The organism is Vibrio sp. L5-1 (assembly GCF_021728315.1).
GTDB lineage: Bacteria > Pseudomonadota > Gammaproteobacteria > Enterobacterales > Vibrionaceae > Vibrio > Vibrio splendidus_K.
Genome location: NZ_JAKKCQ010000008.1, coordinates 19976 through 35079, shown reverse-complemented (window position 1 = coordinate 35079; position 15104 = coordinate 19976). Strand labels below are relative to the sequence as shown.

The window sequence follows — 15104 nt, the reverse complement described above, 5'->3', positions numbered from 1 at the left end:
TATAATAGGAGTAAATATTGAAAGTTTTTATTAGTTGGTCAGGAGATGAGAGTCATAAGGTAGCTTTGGCTCTTCGTGAGTGGCTACCTTCGGTGGTGCAGTCCATAGACCCGTATGTGTCATCAGAAGATATTGATAAAGGTACTCGGTGGGCGTCAGACATTGCTGGTGAATTGGATGAATCTGCTTTCGGAATATTGTGTGTTACAAAACAGAACCTAGATGCGCCATGGCTTAATTTTGAAGCGGGGGCTCTTGGAAAAAGTGTTGATAAGAGTAAGGTCTGCCCCGTTCTTTTTAGAATTAAGCGTTCAGAGATTTCGGGTCCTATCCTACAATTTCAATCCACGGTTATTGAAAGAGAAGATGTATTTAAGCTTCTAAAATCTATTAATGATGCATGTGGAAAAGACAGTATAGATGAAGCTCGTCTTGAAAAAGGCTTTTCAGTTTGGTGGCCATCACTCGAAGATGAGTTAAACAAGATACCTCAAGCTTCAACCGGTAAAGTTGCTAAAAAAGATGAACCGGAAAATCCGACAGAAAAAATATTAGAGGAAATTCTCCAATTATCGCGAAGTAATCAAATGATCCTGCGTAGTCCAGAAGAAATTTTGCCAGTAGATTATATAAATCATGCATTAGAAAGATCTAATGCTACGTCGGATAGAAAATCCCAATTCAACCATCCTGCTATAGCAGACGTTGTTGCAGGGTATTATCAAACAAAAGAATTAATGTCGGAGTTGGACCCAGAACTTGAATCTCATCCAGAGTTAAGCAGAGTTATTGATTCAATCCGTTCATTTGAAAAAGCAATTAGATATATAGGTGCTCGTAGTCGTAAGTCTCGTCATCTCATCGACGAGTTTGATTTCTAACAATCGCTTTAAGAGGGATTCTGTAGTTGACCCGATCTAATGGACACCTTCAATTGTAATTGGAGGTGATTATGCCAGCTTATAAATCAGGTAAAAAAACTCAACAATATCTTACGGAATTTAAGGTAACTGCTGTCCGACTTTCGCTTCGAGAAGGAGCTACAGTTAAAAGCGTGGCGCTATCATTAGATATTCACCCTTATATGCTTTCTAAATGGCGAAAGGACTATAGAGAAGGGGTTATTATGGAAGATAAACGTAAGAAAAGGACTCAGATCCCGAGCCAGAAAACTGAGTCTAGTCGGATTGCAGAGCTCGAACGTCAGAACGAACAACTTAAGCTCGAGAATGACTTGCTAAAAAAGTGGCAACGATTCGTTGCCCAAGAAAATCGACAAAATTCCGATTCATAGCCCATTACAAAACACGTTATTCCATTGTATTGATGTGCCGTTTTCTATCTGTTTCTAAGTCGGGTTACTACGCATGGCTTAGCAGAGAGCCAAGTCGCTATGCTCAAGAAGAGCAGTCTTTGAAGAAGCGTATAATTAAAGTGTTTACCCAGAGTCGAGAGACTTACGGCAGCCCGCGAGTTCATGCGGAACTGAGGCGCCAAGGAGTTTTGGTTAGCCGAAAGCGTGTGGCTCGGATCATGAGAGAGCAAGGGCTAAGAGCACGAAGTTATCGCATTTACATGAAAATGGCCAAGCTACATCGGTTCTATCAATCGATTAAGAATATTAAAAAAGACACACCAAAACCAACGGCAGTTAATCAACAGTGGTCTGGAGATCTAACGTATATTAGGCAAGGCAAACGTTGGATGTATCTAGCGGTCGTTATTGATCTTTACTCGCGCAAAGTCGTCGGTTGGTCGCTTGGTAGTAAGAAGAGTACACAACTAACGATGAGTTCGCTGAGAATGGCCATTAGAAATCGAAAGCCACAAGAGCGCCTGTTATTTCATACTGACAGAGGCTCTGAATATCGAGCCCACGAAGTTCAAGCTTTACTATCAAAAAATGGAATTGTCCCAAGCATGAATCGCCCAGGTCATTGTACTGATAATGCAGAGGTGGAGTCGTTCTTCCATACGCTCAAAGGCGACATAATTAGGAAAAATAGCTTTAAAAGCGAGAAGCAGCTTAGAGATAAACTTGTCGGTTATATCCAGCATTTTTATAACCGTTATAGACTGCACTCAAGTCTTGGATATCGAAGCCCGCATGAATATGAAGTCATGACGGGTTACAGAAGATAGGGTGTCCATTTTATCGGGTGAAGATCATTCGCATCACGTGGCATTTTTACTATGCGTTGGTTTTAGTGGTTAAGGTGGTATGCGGAAACATCGTATTTCGTTGCTCACCACTTTAGCTGGAGTTATGTGGTTGGAGAAAAATTATGAATCCATCAGCGGTTCTTATTCATGTCCCAGATGTAGCTAAAGGACTTGAATGGTACAAGAAAGCTTTTCCTGAATCGGTTTCTGTTTACCACCCTGACTTTGATTTCACGGTACTCGACCTAAATGGTTTTTCGCTAGAAATAGTCCAAGCTGACGAAAAAGTTGGTACTGGTAAAAGTGGCACTGTTGTTTACTGGTCAGTAGATAATTTATCTGCTGCTTTAGGTCATTTTGAAGCTCTAGGTGCGTATCTTTATCGTGGGCCAATGGAAATTGAAGATGGGCTGTCGATGTGCCAAGTTGAAGACCCGTTTGGAAACTTAATAGGACTACGTGGGATAACCACATAACAAATTGTTCAAGAGTGATTTGGCACGCGTGGCATTTTTACTATGCGTTGGTTTCAGTGGTTAATGTGTTATGCGGTGGCTTAGGTATTGCGTGCCTCACACCTTCCAGTTGGTTTATCAAAACCAAAAAATTGAAATCGGATTATCTCAAAATACGAGGATACAATCGGCTTTAGACGGTTCTTGGTATCAGCTTGAAATCGATTATTCAGCGTCAGTTGAAAAAGAGTATCAAGGCATCGTGTTGCCAGTAATCCCAGTTCAACAATTAATCGAGTACAAGCGAATATTGGGTAGGGAGTCGATCTAATTGATATACAAGAACTAACGTTAAGTTCAGCGCCATAGCAAAAGGCTATAGCGTCAATAGCTAATTTTTGACGCTATTTTTATCCCACATTACACCGTCTCTTAGCATTGAATTAAGTATTACACCTATCTTGCTCATGCAGGCAATTATCGCTACTTTGTAGATTTTCCTGTCGTAAGTAATGGTTCATAAGTAGCCTTAAAAATTGGGTTACATTGGATATCAGACACTATGCCAAGTATTCCTTACCCAATAATGTGCACCATCACACGCTTCAACGGCTATACGCATGAGTGGTATATTTGCTATTGTAGTCAGTAGCTTAGCTCTATTGCTGACTTATGAAGAATGACCTTAACATTTTGGCCTACAACATGAAGATTGAGATGGTATTTAACTAGCTCGATTGTGTAGAAATAAGAATGATCAGATATGGTACCTACGGTGAAATTAGGAACTACATACGTATGGTAGATCCTCGAAAGCTGGAATCCATGTCATTTGCTAAATTACTTTCAAGCATCATAGTAAGGATTATATTTTGGAAGAAGTACAACAAAAATGGATTTGTGGTTTTTGGACGAGAATCGGAGCCTTGTTTATTGACACAATATTTTTAGGTGTATTGGGGTATGTTGTCGGCTTATTTCTAGAAGATGTTTTCGTCCAGCTTGGTGAGTGGGGAAGGTTGATTGGCTTTGTTGTGTCAATTACATATTTTGGTGTAATGAATAGCTCTTTATTAAATGGTCAGACAATAGGAAAAAAGCTTCTAAATATAAGAGTTGTTGACTCATGCAATTCAACTATCAGCCTACCGAAGTCCTTTTTGAGGTATAGCTTCCTTGCCGTTCCATTTTCTCTGAATGGAGCACAAATTACTAACGAAGCAGTAATTCCATATTTAATGTACCTGTTATCGTTTATCGTATTTGGTGGCTTATGTTCAATTACTTACTTATATATTTTTAATCGCGTAACTCGACAGTCATTGCATGATCTTGCCGTAGGCACTTATGTCGTAAATGCAGAGGCTAGTTCTGAAAAGTTGCCATCAGTCTGGAGACCTCACTTAGTGGTGGTTACCGGCTTATTTGTTACAGCGGTCCTTGTCCCCGTTCTTACTTCTGACTTAACTGAATCAGAATCGTTCAAGGGACTGTTAGTAACACAGAAAGCAATCAATAATAATGAGTCAGTAAAATATGCAGGGGTCACAGAAGGTTCAACAACTTTTACTTCATCAAACTCTGGCAGTAAAACAACGACATATGTGAAAGCTCAAGCTTTTCTTTATAAAGATAGTGTTCGAGATTCAGAGATCGCAAAGCAACTAGTCCAAACTATAGTTTATACTTACCCAGAGTCGCTAAATAAAAACTTGATTAAAGTAACTCTTACCTACGGTTATGATATTGGTATTGCTTCAAAGTGGAATAGTTACAACTACAAGTTTAATCCGCAAGAGCTCAAAAGTTCGGAGTAATCGTCATCTAACAAGACTTTAAATTTTGTTCAAATGATAGCTTCGGTGCAATTAGCTACCACACAAGTGTGGCAGATCCTTGGAAAGGGGATCCCTGTCATTCGTTATAGCTCATCGATAGTCTAAGGATTTAGATGCATAAAATGCAAATAGGTTTAGTCATGGCCTGCATGACCGCCCTTGGTTATATGATGGGTAGTGACTTTAGCTCAATGGAACAACACACAACGTTTCAAGGTGAGGGACTCTCTTTATTTGCAGTTGAAGTAGCTAAACCTTTCCCAGTCGAACCTTTGAAAAACTTCAATATTACCACTGATAGTCCAATTACTAATTTTCGAGTGCCTCTAGATCTAGATACTGACTCAAAGCTTAGTTTTATATCAGATTACGAAGTTACAATAGATAATGGCTCTGGATTGGTGGGGCGAGTTAAAATCGAGCGAGGTTTTATCAGTAAGAGCGAATGTATTTCAGCTTTAGGCTATTTGGTTGACAAGTTTCAGGAGTATTATCCAGAATTCCAATTTGAAGTTGGTAAATCAAGCTACTCGAAAACCGTTGGAGATTTGCGAGTTGGTGCTTCATGTTCAGTTTATGAAAGCTCCCCATACGTTTCGTTAGAGTACTACTTAGAAAGTAACTCTGTAGCAGATAACATTCTTAAAGCTTTCACCCGCAGATAAAGGGCTATTACAAACGTTTAAGAATCAAGATAACCAAAGAGGGCGCCAATAACGGCGCCCTTTGTGTTAGTTGGAAACGCTGTACGAGTCATAGTCACGCAATAAGAAGAGTGCGACACAAGCTGCGAGCATTGGCCAAGAGGCAAAGAACAGTAGGTTGTTGAACGGGTCCATGTACTTTGCGAAAGAAGCGAAGGTGGAACCTGCGTGCAAGATTAAAATTGCGCCATAGGTATACTTTTTCCACATGCCTACAACAAACGCGCCTAAGAACCCTAGCTGCGCGACACCCATAGCCATTATCGCATTATCCGAGATGTTGATTCCGTAAAAGCCAGACAGTACCTTTGTAGCGTGCTCTGGCACCAGAATCTTATCCAAGCCCCAGAACAAGAAGACGATAAAAATGCCAATTCTCAGCAGCAGTAGGCTTGTCGCCAATTTCGTTTGAAGTTTCTTTTCCATGATATCCCTTGTGATGCGCTCAACGATGCGATGAAATTAAATGTTATTCAAAGAAGACCCATCGTATTCGCGTTTTCTTTCGTTGTTTTTGAGTGCCTTATGTAACAAGGAGTGTCTGTTTAGTGGGTTTGATGGTGGGTAGCGTTAATGGAGACGTAGGTAGAGTTTGTATGCTACGAGAAGTCAGGCTTAGATTCTTGATTTTAGCGTACTTGGCCGTGTATATAAGTTATTGGCGCAGCATAAGCCATTATCATTCGTTGAGCCTGATGTTCATTGACTAAGATGCGGTTGATGAGTTTTTGAAGTTGCTCTATTTCGGGCAACTGCTGATGCTTTATTTGCTTTTCTAGAGCGATCACTTGGTGTGCCAACATGTTTAGCCCGAGGTTCAAAGCCATCCCTTTTACTGAGTGTAAAGTCTTCCTTATAGATTTTAGATCTTGCTGAATGTAGGCCTCGATGAGTTGATCGATGGACTCTTCAAGCTCTTTCGATGTTGATTTCAAAAGCACGATCAAGTCGTGGTGGTTTTCTTTAAACGATTGAATAACCTCTGATTGACTGATCTCTTCTTCTGTTAGGCTGAGCTTATCAATGGGCTCTCTGTGAAGTTCGATAACATTACTTGTTATATCAGTCGTGGATTCGTCGTTAGCGTGCTTAGGAAGGCGTGAAGAAAACTGTTGTAGGGCATCGAAGAAACTCTCTTGCTGCAACGGCTTTGTTAAAACGTGGTCTGCACCCGCTTCAATAAAGCTGTCATGAGCCTCGCGAAACACATCGGCAGTGTAAGCAAATATCAGAGTGTTTAAGCCAAGCTGTTGTCTAATAAATTGCGTTGCCTCAACTCCGTTCATTTCAGGCATGTGATTGTCCATTAAGATGAGGTCATATTCTGCTGTCTTCAGATATTCCGTCGCGATTCTTCCATTTTCTGCCTGTTCAACATGGTATCCGAGGTTTTCACAAAAACCTTTAGCAACAATGGCGTTAATGCGGTTGTCTTCTACTAACAACACATTCAACGGATTATGGAATGGCTCGTCAGTGCTAATGAGAACTGGGTTGGTCTCTGTCGATTTGTGCTCTTGCCAGGTGATAGGTAATGAAACTTGGAACTTGGTCCCGAGACCAACGGCACTGTTTAGAGTTATCTCACCTCTCATCAACTCCACGAGCTTTTTAACGATAGCTAACCCAAGCCCTGTACCACCAAATTTTCTTGTTGTGGATGCATCCGCTTGTTCGAACGGGTTGAATATATGCAGGTGCTTATCTTTCGGGATCCCGACGCCAGTATCCGTTATTGATAAAAGGAGCTTATTGTCTTGATGATTAAGGGCTAATTGAATCAGCACGTGGCCTTCATTGGTAAACTTTATCGCGTTGCCCCCTAAATTAAACAAGATTTGGCGTAACCTCGCGCAGTCACCAATAAGGTCTATGTTATTGGGCACCTCGTTATCGACGATTAAACGGATACTCTTTTCATCTGCCATCGGTTTAATTGCACTGCAGACAGGTCGAATAACTTGTTCAAAGTTAAAGGGAGCAATATCCAGTTCGAGTTTGTTTTCCTCCACTTTAGAGAAATCTAGGATGTCATTGAGTATTGTCATCAGGTGTTGGCCTGAATCGAGGATGACTTCGATGTTCTCTTTGGTGGCCGGTTCTTTAGTCTGGGAAGCTATGATCTGCGAAATGCCAAGCACGCCATTCATAGGGGTGCGTATTTCATGACTCATCGTTGAAAGAAATTCACTTTTCGCTTTAACGGCGGCTTCGGCTTTTTTACGTTCAGCAATGAGATCACGGTTTGAGGCGTGCATTTGGTTGTTACTTTTAACCAGAGTCGTCGCCATTTTCTGGAAACTGTGGGTGAGTTGAGCAACCTCATCGTTACCGCTCATTGAGGGGCTTCGGTCAAGCATGGAAGCGACTTGCTTTAAATGACCAGCCGCCACTTGATTGGCCGCGTTAAGGAGTAGGTGAATACGTTTCTTAATGCGGTTTGATGACCATGCTGCGACGAGCAGAGAAATAAACGTTGAAAAAAGTGTTCCTAGAAACAGCACATAACTGGTTTGGTTGGCGGAGTGATCGGATTCTTTTACTCGAATTTGAATAAGCTTTTGTTCGATTGAAATAAACTCGGCTATCTCGTTACGAATTTTATCGATAAGTTGTTTGCCCGTTTGTTTCTGAGTTAAAGCAATCACATTTTGCATCGTAGTTGTGCCATTGCCGACCAAGCTACGCTGGGCGATTTCTTTTTCACCTGCTTCCTTAAGCCATTGCTTATGAAGTGCATCGATCTTTCGGAGGCGTTCTACTTGGCTGGGGCTATCGCTTACTTGTTCACAAAGGGTATGAACTTTTTGGTTCCATACATCAAGTGCAAGGTGATAAGGCTCAAGGAATACAGGGTCACCTGTGATGAGGTAGCCCCTTTGACCCGTTTCCATATCAATGGCTAGGTTTAGAAGCTCCTGAGCGCGAGCAATCGCCTTATGAGTGTGAACAACCCAGTGGTTGTCTTCGACTATTGATTGGGTGTTTTGATGGACAGAGAATGAGACAAGAACCATTAATGCAATAGGGATGGAAAAGCTAACTAATAGTTTTCTCTGTAGAGAAATATCATCAAACCAACTCGCAAACATAAAAACGCGTATTCCACACAATCGAAACCTATTGTTATTGTAGGTTAGATTGTTAGGTGTACAAATGCATAGTGTGTGGTTGGGTAGGTTTTGACCCTGAAAAGATGGCTAAAGCTCTAAAAGTAGAGCTCTAACAACCTTTGCGTTACGAATGGTGACATAACACGGTGTGACAAAAGCGTATTAGTTTGATTTAGGAATGATCTAGTTCTGGTGAAGAGGGTTCAGATTCCTGATATTCATGACTAGATTCGATATGTTGTTGCTTGAGCAAGCTGATGGTTAGGCTTATCGGCATCGGCTTATAAAAATAGAAGCCTTGGATGTAATCGACGCCTAATTTAGACAAGATTTTCACTTGTGACTCATACTCGACCCCTTCAACGATCACTTGCATGCCTAATGTGCGTGATAGCTGGAGCATGGATTCTAATAGTGGAATGCCAAGGCTTGATTCGTCTGAAATGTTTTTCACAAACACGCGATCAATTTTTAGAATGCTAAATGGAAATTGTCTCACAAAATCTAAGCCAGCATAGCCAGTACCAAAGTCATCAATCGCAACTCTTACGCCCATATTCGACAGCTTAGTCAGGTTGTCTCTAATCTTGATCATATCAGCATCAGAACATTCACCATCCTCTGTGACTTCAAAAACCACCTGCTTGAGAATGTCAGGGTTCTTCTTATAAATACTAATGACTTTGTTTGCGAAGTTACTGTTGGAGACAACATTCCGGCTTATATTGACGCTAATGTACTTTGACTCAAATAGCGTTTGATTATGTTTGATCGTGTTCAACACTTCACGCAACACAAAGTAAGTAAGGTCTTCTATCAGCCCCAAGCTTTCTGCAAGCGGAATGAATATGGCTGGGGAGACGTTACCTTCAATGGGGTCGTTCCACCTAAGGAGTGACTCACAGCCTACTATTTCAGTTGTATTTTGGTTGACGATAGGTTGCATGTGTACATGCAGGTGGTTGTTCTTTAAAGCACTAGAAAGCGAATACTCCAAGCTACGTTGGCTCTGTTGTTTATGTTTGATGGAAAGAAGACTAATGGTAATGATTCCAGCCATAAGAAAGCCAAACCATGAGTAACTCAACAGGAAGTTAATATAATATTGATATCCCACGTATGACGTGATGGTAAATGGGTAGGCATCCGATTGTATTCGTACCTTGGCTATGTGCGCGTCAGTATCCGATGGGTAAATATCTCTTTTTATCACTTCAACTTTGGTTTGAATGCCATGGCTGCTAAGGTTTTTTTCTACGAGGTCATAGATGAAATGCGGCGGTATCATCAGACTCACGCCTATATCCTCTTTGTTTGAGAAGATGAGCATGATGGATTGAACTTGAGTGATGGCTGAGTTTGAATACGATAGCGTTGTTAAATTCGGGGCGTCATTGAGTCGCTGTCTGATGGTGCTAAATAGGCGGAACGAAACCTCACCATCGGTGGTTGAACAGTAAAATAGGTTGTCCTTATTGAATACCGCGGCTTCTTTTACCCAGTCGGCATCAAAAACGTTTTGGCGAAGCTGTCTAACAATCGAATTGCAAGGCTGGTCAGGCGTGATTTCTGAGAGAAAATGGTCAAACCTCGATTGGATTCCTTCAAGCCTCGTTTCAACTAACCTCGATGAATCTTCGGTTAAAGTTTGGTAATGAGACGGCGTAAAAGGAATAAGCAATGCCATCGAAAAAAAGAACGAAATGGCAAAGTAGAAAGATGTTTTAGCAAAATGTTGGTACTTGATATCCATAGTTGGAGTAACGTTGCCGATTATGGTGAACATTCAATTTAATTTATAAACTTAACGATAGTAGCGCAAGTTTATGCATAAATAGTGTGAATGAACGCATGAGTTATTTATTTAAAGAATGTGTTTTCTATTTTTACCAGTTAAATCTTGGTGTTATCTCGTTTTTTCTTAGTTAGATCGGTGCTATTTTGTACTTTTACACGTATAAAAATTGCTTATAACCCTATAAATTTTGTTGTTGCATGGCTAAGTATTGAAGGGAGTTTAAATATTGAGCCGTGCTTTAATTAATCAAGAAATTCACTGATGACAGTAGTTAGGACGTTTATGAAAAGACTTATACCAGCATTAATATTGGCCTATTTTTCTTGTTCTACATTGGCGGGCGAACACGTTATAGACTGCGAAAATGCGATGACAACAATAGAGATTAATCATTGTGCGTCTATTAAGTTGGAATCGGCACAAATGGAACTCGATAAATACCTTACCGCGAGTTTTGAGCACAATGCTTATGATGCGGAGTTGGTCAGTTCAATCAAGGTGGCTCAGGAGAGTTGGCAAACTTACCAATCAGCGCATTGTGATTCTGTATATACGCAATGGCGTGATGGTTCGATTCGAGGCCTCATGGCGCTTTCTTGCAAAACTAAACTGACTAAACAAAGAACGCATGAGGTGTGGGAAAACTTCTTAACCTATATGGACAGCACTCCTCCTGTCTTGCCAGAGCCAGTGTTAGAAGTAGAACCTAAATAGTGGAATAACCGAGCGAAAATGCTTTTTTGAGTGTGCACTCGCTTCAACCTTTGGCGTGTTAATAAGAAAGCGATAGGGGATTGTCTTACTCTGTCGTTCTCAGTCTCTAGTTTGAAGTAATACAGTTCGAAGTGTTACCTAGCAAGGATTCAATTGTGAATAATGTCAGCATCACCCTCGTTCAGCTTGAAGTTGAATACAAAAATAAACAAAAGAACATCTCGCGAGTCTCTGAGCTTTTAGAAGCTGAGGCGTCAGTGGGTGATATCACGTTACTGCCTGAACTGTTCTCTACTGGGTATATCTTTAACGAGGCTGCAGAAATTCATGAACTGTGCGAAAACTTCAATAACAGCCCTACCATTGATTCGTTAACTCTGCTTGCCGCGAAACATCAGACATTAATCGTTGCCGGTATCGCAGAGAAAGATGATGGCCAGTATTACAACAGTGTCGTTGTTGTGGGTGCTTGTGGCTTACGCAACAAATATCGAAAAGTCAGCCAAACGAAGTTCGACAAAGAATACTTTTCTAGAGGGAGCGAGCTCCTTACTTTTGAACATAAAGGCTTAAAGTTTGGCGTCGCAATTTGCTTTGATATCTGGTTCCCAGAGATCATCAGAGGGTATCAGTCGGTCGACGTTATTCTTCATCCTGCGAATTTTGGTGGTCATCATAGCTTTGCCATTGCCCAAGCAAGAGCCTTAGAAGAAGGGTGCCATATCGTCACTTGTAATCGTGTTGGGCAAGATGTAGTCGATGCCTTTACCGCAACGTATTGTGGTAGTAGCAGAGTTTATTCCCCTAAAGGTGAAGTAATGCTTCAACTCTCGGAAAATCAGGCCGTTGAGACGGTAGAGGTTGAAGATTTGTCTATTGCGCCTCAGTACAATGGTATTGATGTGTTAGACGAAATACAGCAGATATCGTCTGTGTTGAGTCGTTACCAAGCCAAGTAAAATGCAATAGGATCGAAAAGGGCAAGGTTAGATAACCTTGCCCTTTGTTATTTTGGTTTGTTGCTTGCTTTGCTGCTTTGTTTGGCTGCTTAGGTTTGTTGGAAATGGGTTTGCTAGAAAGCGCTCTAAATAGCTTTAACACTGCTTCGTTCTACTAATGTAGGTTCAAGTTCGACAACTTGCGGGTCAGAGTCAGGTGCTTGTAGTCTGTTTAAAAGTGTATCTACAGCGGCTTGGCCTAAGCGATGTTTTGGCTGGTGGATCGAACTTAACGCTGGTGTCATGTATTTCGACAAGTGGATGTCATCGTAGCCAATGATAGAAAGATCGTTAGGGATCGATGTACCATCTTGCGCCGCTGCGTGAATCACACCCATTGCCATCATGTCATTACTTACAAACAGCGCTGATGGCATTTCGCCACGGGTTTTTAATGTTTGGTAAGAGTCAAAGCCGCCATCACATTCGAAGTTTGATTCAACAATCCATTTAGGATTGATCTCGAAGTTTGCTTCTTCCATCGCCTGTTTGAAACCTTGATAACGAGATGAAGCTTGGTTGCGGTGCAGTGGGCCAGTGATGCAACCAATTTGAGAGTGTCCATTATCAATCAAGTGCTTAGTCGCCATGTAGCCACCTTGATGAGAGTTATCTTGAATCTTATCACTCGCAAATAACATCGGGCCCCAGTCCATTACTACGACAGGTAATTCAGGATATCGATCAAAGACATCGATATGTTGACCTTCAAGGGTTGAACACATCAACATTAAGCCATCGACACGCTTTTGCAGCAAAGTATCGATGGATGATTTCATGCGTTCACTGTCGCCTTCGGTATTACATAAAATAAGGTTGTAGCCTTTTTCATAGCAACGACGTTCAACACCTTTTACTACTTCCCCAAAGAATGGGTTAGTGGACGTGGTAACCAACATACCCAAAGTTTTGGTTTGCTTCATTTTCAAGCTACGTGCCAATGCAGACGGTGCGTAATTGAGCTCTTTAGCTGCACTGTTAACACGTTCAGCTATTTCTTCACTGACAAAACGCGATTTGTTGATCACATGACTCACGGTAGAAGTCGAAACCTTTGCGATCCGAGCGACATCTTTCATTGTTGCCATAAAAAATCCTTGTGGGAAACTTGTCCACTTTGCGCGATATTTTGCCTGAAAACAGAGGCTTATGCTTGGGTATTTGTTCGGTCTAATTAAAGTCCAAACAATACATTAAGCAGAAAGCTGTTCTGATAGAAAAGCATCCGTTTCAGCTCGGCTTGGAATTGACGTTTGAGCGCCAAAGCGAGTCACAGAAATTGCAGCTGCAGCATGAGCAAATTTAATTGCGCGTTCTAATGGCATATCTTCAAGCAGTCCTGTAACTAATGCGCCATTGAATGTGTCACCTGCTGCGGTTGTATCCGTTGCTTCAACGCGAAAACCTGCGATTAGCTCGCCTTTGCTTTCTTCATCACCTTGACCTTCATGACTAATCCAAACGCCTTTGGCGCCTAGAGTGATCATCACCGTTTCAATGCCTTTCGCATGTAAAGCCAATGCTGCAGTATGAGCCGATTCGTTGTCCGTTACTGTAATACCCGTTAGCACTTCCGCTTCTGTTTCGTTGGGTGTAATCACATCAACACAAGCCAATAACGCATCTGAGAGTGGACGAGCCGGGGCTGGATTTAAGATAACTTTAGTGCCATTTTCTTTTGCAATTTTCGCTGCGTATTCAATGCCTTCGATTGGCGTTTCAAGTTGAGTCAGCAGGTACTTAGCACCGCGAATCTTCTCTAGATGCGGTTCGATTTGGTCGCAAGTCAGCTTGTTGTTGGCTTCCGCAGAAAGACAAATGCTGTTTTCGCCCGTTGCTGATACTTGGATCATCGCGATGCCCGTCGGTGTGTTTTCTGCAACAATAACGCCATCGATATTGATGCCGTCTTTAGTAAAATCTTGACGAATGTTTATGCCAAATGGGTCGTCACCAACACAGGCGATAAAGCCAATGTCTGCGTTTAATCTTGCTGCTGCTACGGCTTGGTTTGCGCCTTTTCCGCCAGGGATGACCTGATAGTTACCGCCAATCAAGGTTTCACCCGGACGAGGGAACGAAGGAACTTGCAGTACGTGGTCAGCGTTAACGCTACCTAAAACAATCAGTTGAGTCATGATACGAGCCTTATGATATATCGTATTTGAAAATGCATGGGTCTTTCTCATTACGTTAATTACACGTCTTTTTAGACGACTTATGAGAAACAGCGATACACTATCTGGGTTGGGCAAATAAGGCAGGGATAGGGGAATCCCTGCCTATGTGTAGCTCTATTTTTTGCTTTATTTAATCGATGTTGGATTCAATTACTTAGCAACAATTTTTAGAGGTACTGGTACGTACTCGTCTACTGTCTCGCCTTTCAGTACTTTGTCTGCCATTTCAACACCTAAAGAACCGATTAGGTCAGGTTGTTGTGCAACCGTTGCGCCAAGTAGGCCACGGTTAACAGCAGCAATACCATCGTCAGTGCCATCAAAGCCAACGATCATTACGTCTTTACCTGAAGCTTGAACTGCGCGAAGTGCACCTAGTGCCATTTCATCGTTCTGAGCGAATACTGCTTGTACGTCTGGGTTAGCTGCAAGCAAGTTTTCCATTACGTTCAGACCTTTAGTACGGTCGAAATCAGCTGGTTGGCTTGCAAGAAGTTCAAGGTCGCTGCCGTTTACTGCGTTCATGAAGCCTTCACCACGTTCACGAGCTGCTGAAGTACCTGCGATACCTTCCAGTTGGATTACTTTCGCTTTTTCGCCCACTTTTTCCATGATGTAGTGACCCGCCATTTCACCGCCGATTACGTTATCAGAAGCAATGTGGCTCACTACGTCACCACGGCTTGCACCACGGTCTAGTGTTAATACTGGGATGTTTGAACGGTTAGCAATACGAATAGCGTTAGACACAGCGTCTGAATCCGTTGGGTTAATCAGGATTGCTTTAACACCACGAATGGTTAGATCTTCAATGTTCGAAAGCTCTTTGCTTGGGTCGTTTTGAGAATCAAGAACGATAAGCTTGTAGCCTAGCTCTTCCGCTTTCGCTTCTGCGCCATCTTTCATGGTTACGAAGAATGGGTTGTTCAATGTAGATAGAACGATTGCCATTGTATCTTGCGCCTGTGCAGACACAGATACTGTTGTAGAAAGAAGAGCAGCAGAAATAAGAGTCGCTAATTTTTTCATGGTGTAAGTCCTTTATGTAGGGTGAGCTAGGTTGGATAATCCTAGCTCGTTGTTACGTTATTTATTGATTTAATTGTTACGTCTTGTTTTTAATAGGTGTTGCGTTTACTGA

Annotated in this window: 13 protein-coding genes and 3 pseudogenes; 8 read left to right on the top strand and 8 right to left on the bottom strand. The window is 41.8% G+C overall.

What is annotated here, in order from left to right:
- Window positions 1–17 precede the first annotated feature (17 nt).
- From L3V35_RS21340 to L3V35_RS21315, 4 genes and pseudogenes are all read left to right on the top strand, one after another.
- A complete protein-coding gene (locus L3V35_RS21340) occupies window positions 18–881 on the top strand; it encodes a TIR domain-containing protein (protein ID WP_237300603.1) in 864 nt (287 codons plus the stop codon).
- A 71-nt stretch (window positions 882–952) separates the two neighbouring features.
- Window positions 953–2142, top strand: a protein-coding gene (locus L3V35_RS21335; RefSeq protein ID WP_237300602.1) for an IS3 family transposase whose coding sequence is annotated in 2 segments (ribosomal slippage) — window positions 953–1238 and window positions 1238–2142 — 1191 coding nt in all. Because the reading frame shifts where the segments join, the coding sequence is not laid out codon by codon here.
- A gap of 143 nt (window positions 2143–2285) precedes the next feature.
- Window positions 2286–2639 carry a VOC family protein gene (locus L3V35_RS21325; protein ID WP_054547017.1) on the top strand — a complete coding sequence of 118 codons (354 nt, stop codon included), beginning with the start codon at window positions 2286–2288 and terminating at the stop codon, window positions 2637–2639.
- A 103-nt stretch (window positions 2640–2742) separates the two neighbouring features.
- Window positions 2743–2987: pseudogene (locus tag L3V35_RS21315) on the top strand (MazG-related protein); the annotation flags it as partial.
- Window positions 2988–3009: 22 nt separating this feature from the next.
- Here the strand turns inward: L3V35_RS21315 and L3V35_RS21310 are convergent.
- Window positions 3010–3188: pseudogene (locus tag L3V35_RS21310) on the bottom strand (IS110 family transposase); the annotation flags it as partial.
- Between the two features lie 4 nt (window positions 3189–3192).
- Window positions 3193–3383, bottom strand: a pseudogene (locus L3V35_RS21305) (IS110 family transposase); the annotation flags it as partial.
- A gap of 107 nt (window positions 3384–3490) precedes the next feature.
- Here L3V35_RS21305 and L3V35_RS21300 point away from each other — a divergent pair.
- Both L3V35_RS21300 and L3V35_RS21295 read left to right on the top strand, forming a co-directional pair.
- Window positions 3491–4435, top strand: a complete 945-nt coding sequence (locus L3V35_RS21300) for an RDD family protein (RefSeq protein WP_237300601.1) — start codon at window positions 3491–3493, stop codon at window positions 4433–4435.
- 134 nt (window positions 4436–4569) lie between these two features.
- Window positions 4570–5121, top strand: a complete 552-nt coding sequence (locus L3V35_RS21295; protein WP_114635469.1) for a hypothetical protein — start codon at window positions 4570–4572, stop codon at window positions 5119–5121.
- A 66-nt stretch (window positions 5122–5187) separates the two neighbouring features.
- Here the strand turns inward: L3V35_RS21295 and L3V35_RS21290 are convergent, their stop codons facing one another.
- The 3 genes from L3V35_RS21290 to L3V35_RS21280 all read right to left on the bottom strand — a co-directional run bounded on the left by L3V35_RS21290 (window position 5188) and on the right by L3V35_RS21280 (window position 10026).
- Window positions 5188–5586 (bottom strand): hypothetical protein, encoded by a 399-nt coding sequence (locus L3V35_RS21290; protein ID WP_237300600.1) that lies wholly within the window; start codon window positions 5584–5586, stop codon window positions 5188–5190.
- A gap of 203 nt (window positions 5587–5789) precedes the next feature.
- A complete protein-coding gene (locus L3V35_RS21285) occupies window positions 5790–8252 on the bottom strand; it encodes a CHASE3 domain-containing protein (protein ID WP_237300599.1) in 2463 nt (820 codons plus the stop codon).
- A gap of 193 nt (window positions 8253–8445) precedes the next feature.
- Window positions 8446–10026 carry an EAL domain-containing protein gene (locus L3V35_RS21280; RefSeq protein WP_029224922.1) on the bottom strand — a complete coding sequence of 527 codons (1581 nt, stop codon included), beginning with the start codon at window positions 10024–10026 and terminating at the stop codon, window positions 8446–8448.
- A gap of 327 nt (window positions 10027–10353) precedes the next feature.
- On the opposite strand from L3V35_RS21280, the gene L3V35_RS21275 reads away from it, so the two are divergent.
- Together L3V35_RS21275 and L3V35_RS21270 are read left to right on the top strand one after the other, a co-directional pair.
- Window positions 10354–10785: a lysozyme inhibitor LprI family protein gene (locus tag L3V35_RS21275; RefSeq protein WP_171310633.1), complete on the top strand. Its 432-nt coding sequence runs from the start codon at window positions 10354–10356 to the stop codon at window positions 10783–10785.
- A gap of 155 nt (window positions 10786–10940) precedes the next feature.
- On the top strand, window positions 10941–11744 hold the full coding sequence (locus tag L3V35_RS21270) for a carbon-nitrogen hydrolase family protein (RefSeq protein WP_114635464.1): 804 nt from the start codon (window positions 10941–10943) through the stop codon (window positions 11742–11744).
- A gap of 125 nt (window positions 11745–11869) precedes the next feature.
- Here L3V35_RS21270 and L3V35_RS21265 read toward each other — a convergent pair whose 3' ends face one another.
- The 3 genes from L3V35_RS21265 to rbsB form a co-directional block, all read right to left on the bottom strand.
- The gene (locus L3V35_RS21265) at window positions 11870–12871 is read right to left on the bottom strand and encodes a substrate-binding domain-containing protein (RefSeq protein ID WP_237300598.1); all 1002 of its coding nucleotides are present in this window, start codon (window positions 12869–12871) and stop codon (window positions 11870–11872) included.
- Between the two features lie 105 nt (window positions 12872–12976).
- Entirely contained in the window at window positions 12977–13921 is a 945-nt protein-coding gene (rbsK, locus tag L3V35_RS21260) for a ribokinase (RefSeq protein WP_237300597.1), read from the bottom strand.
- A 192-nt stretch (window positions 13922–14113) separates the two neighbouring features.
- On the bottom strand, window positions 14114–14992 hold the full coding sequence (rbsB, locus tag L3V35_RS21255; RefSeq protein ID WP_237300596.1) for a ribose ABC transporter substrate-binding protein RbsB: 879 nt from the start codon (window positions 14990–14992) through the stop codon (window positions 14114–14116).
- Window positions 14993–15104: the final 112 nt, after the last annotated feature.

Bases quoted from the DNA above. Each gene is read 5' to 3' on its own strand.
- L3V35_RS21325 (WP_054547017.1), top strand. From the start codon at position 2,286: ATGAATCCATCAGCGGTTCTTATTCATGTCCCAGATGTAGCTAAAGGA.
- L3V35_RS21295 (WP_114635469.1), top strand. From the start codon at position 4,570: ATGCATAAAATGCAAATAGGTTTAGTCATGGCCTGCATGACCGCCCTT.
- L3V35_RS21290 (WP_237300600.1), bottom strand. From the start codon at position 5,586: ATGGAAAAGAAACTTCAAACGAAATTGGCGACAAGCCTACTGCTGCTG.
- L3V35_RS21285 (WP_237300599.1), bottom strand. From the start codon at position 8,252: ATGTTTGCGAGTTGGTTTGATGATATTTCTCTACAGAGAAAACTATTA.
- L3V35_RS21280 (WP_029224922.1), bottom strand. From the start codon at position 10,026: ATGGATATCAAGTACCAACATTTTGCTAAAACATCTTTCTACTTTGCC.
- L3V35_RS21275 (WP_171310633.1), top strand. From the start codon at position 10,354: ATGAAAAGACTTATACCAGCATTAATATTGGCCTATTTTTCTTGTTCT.
- L3V35_RS21265 (WP_237300598.1), bottom strand. From the start codon at position 12,871: ATGGCAACAATGAAAGATGTCGCTCGGATCGCAAAGGTTTCGACTTCT.
- rbsK (WP_237300597.1), bottom strand. From the start codon at position 13,921: ATGACTCAACTGATTGTTTTAGGTAGCGTTAACGCTGACCACGTACTG.
- rbsB (WP_237300596.1), bottom strand. From the start codon at position 14,992: ATGAAAAAATTAGCGACTCTTATTTCTGCTGCTCTTCTTTCTACAACA.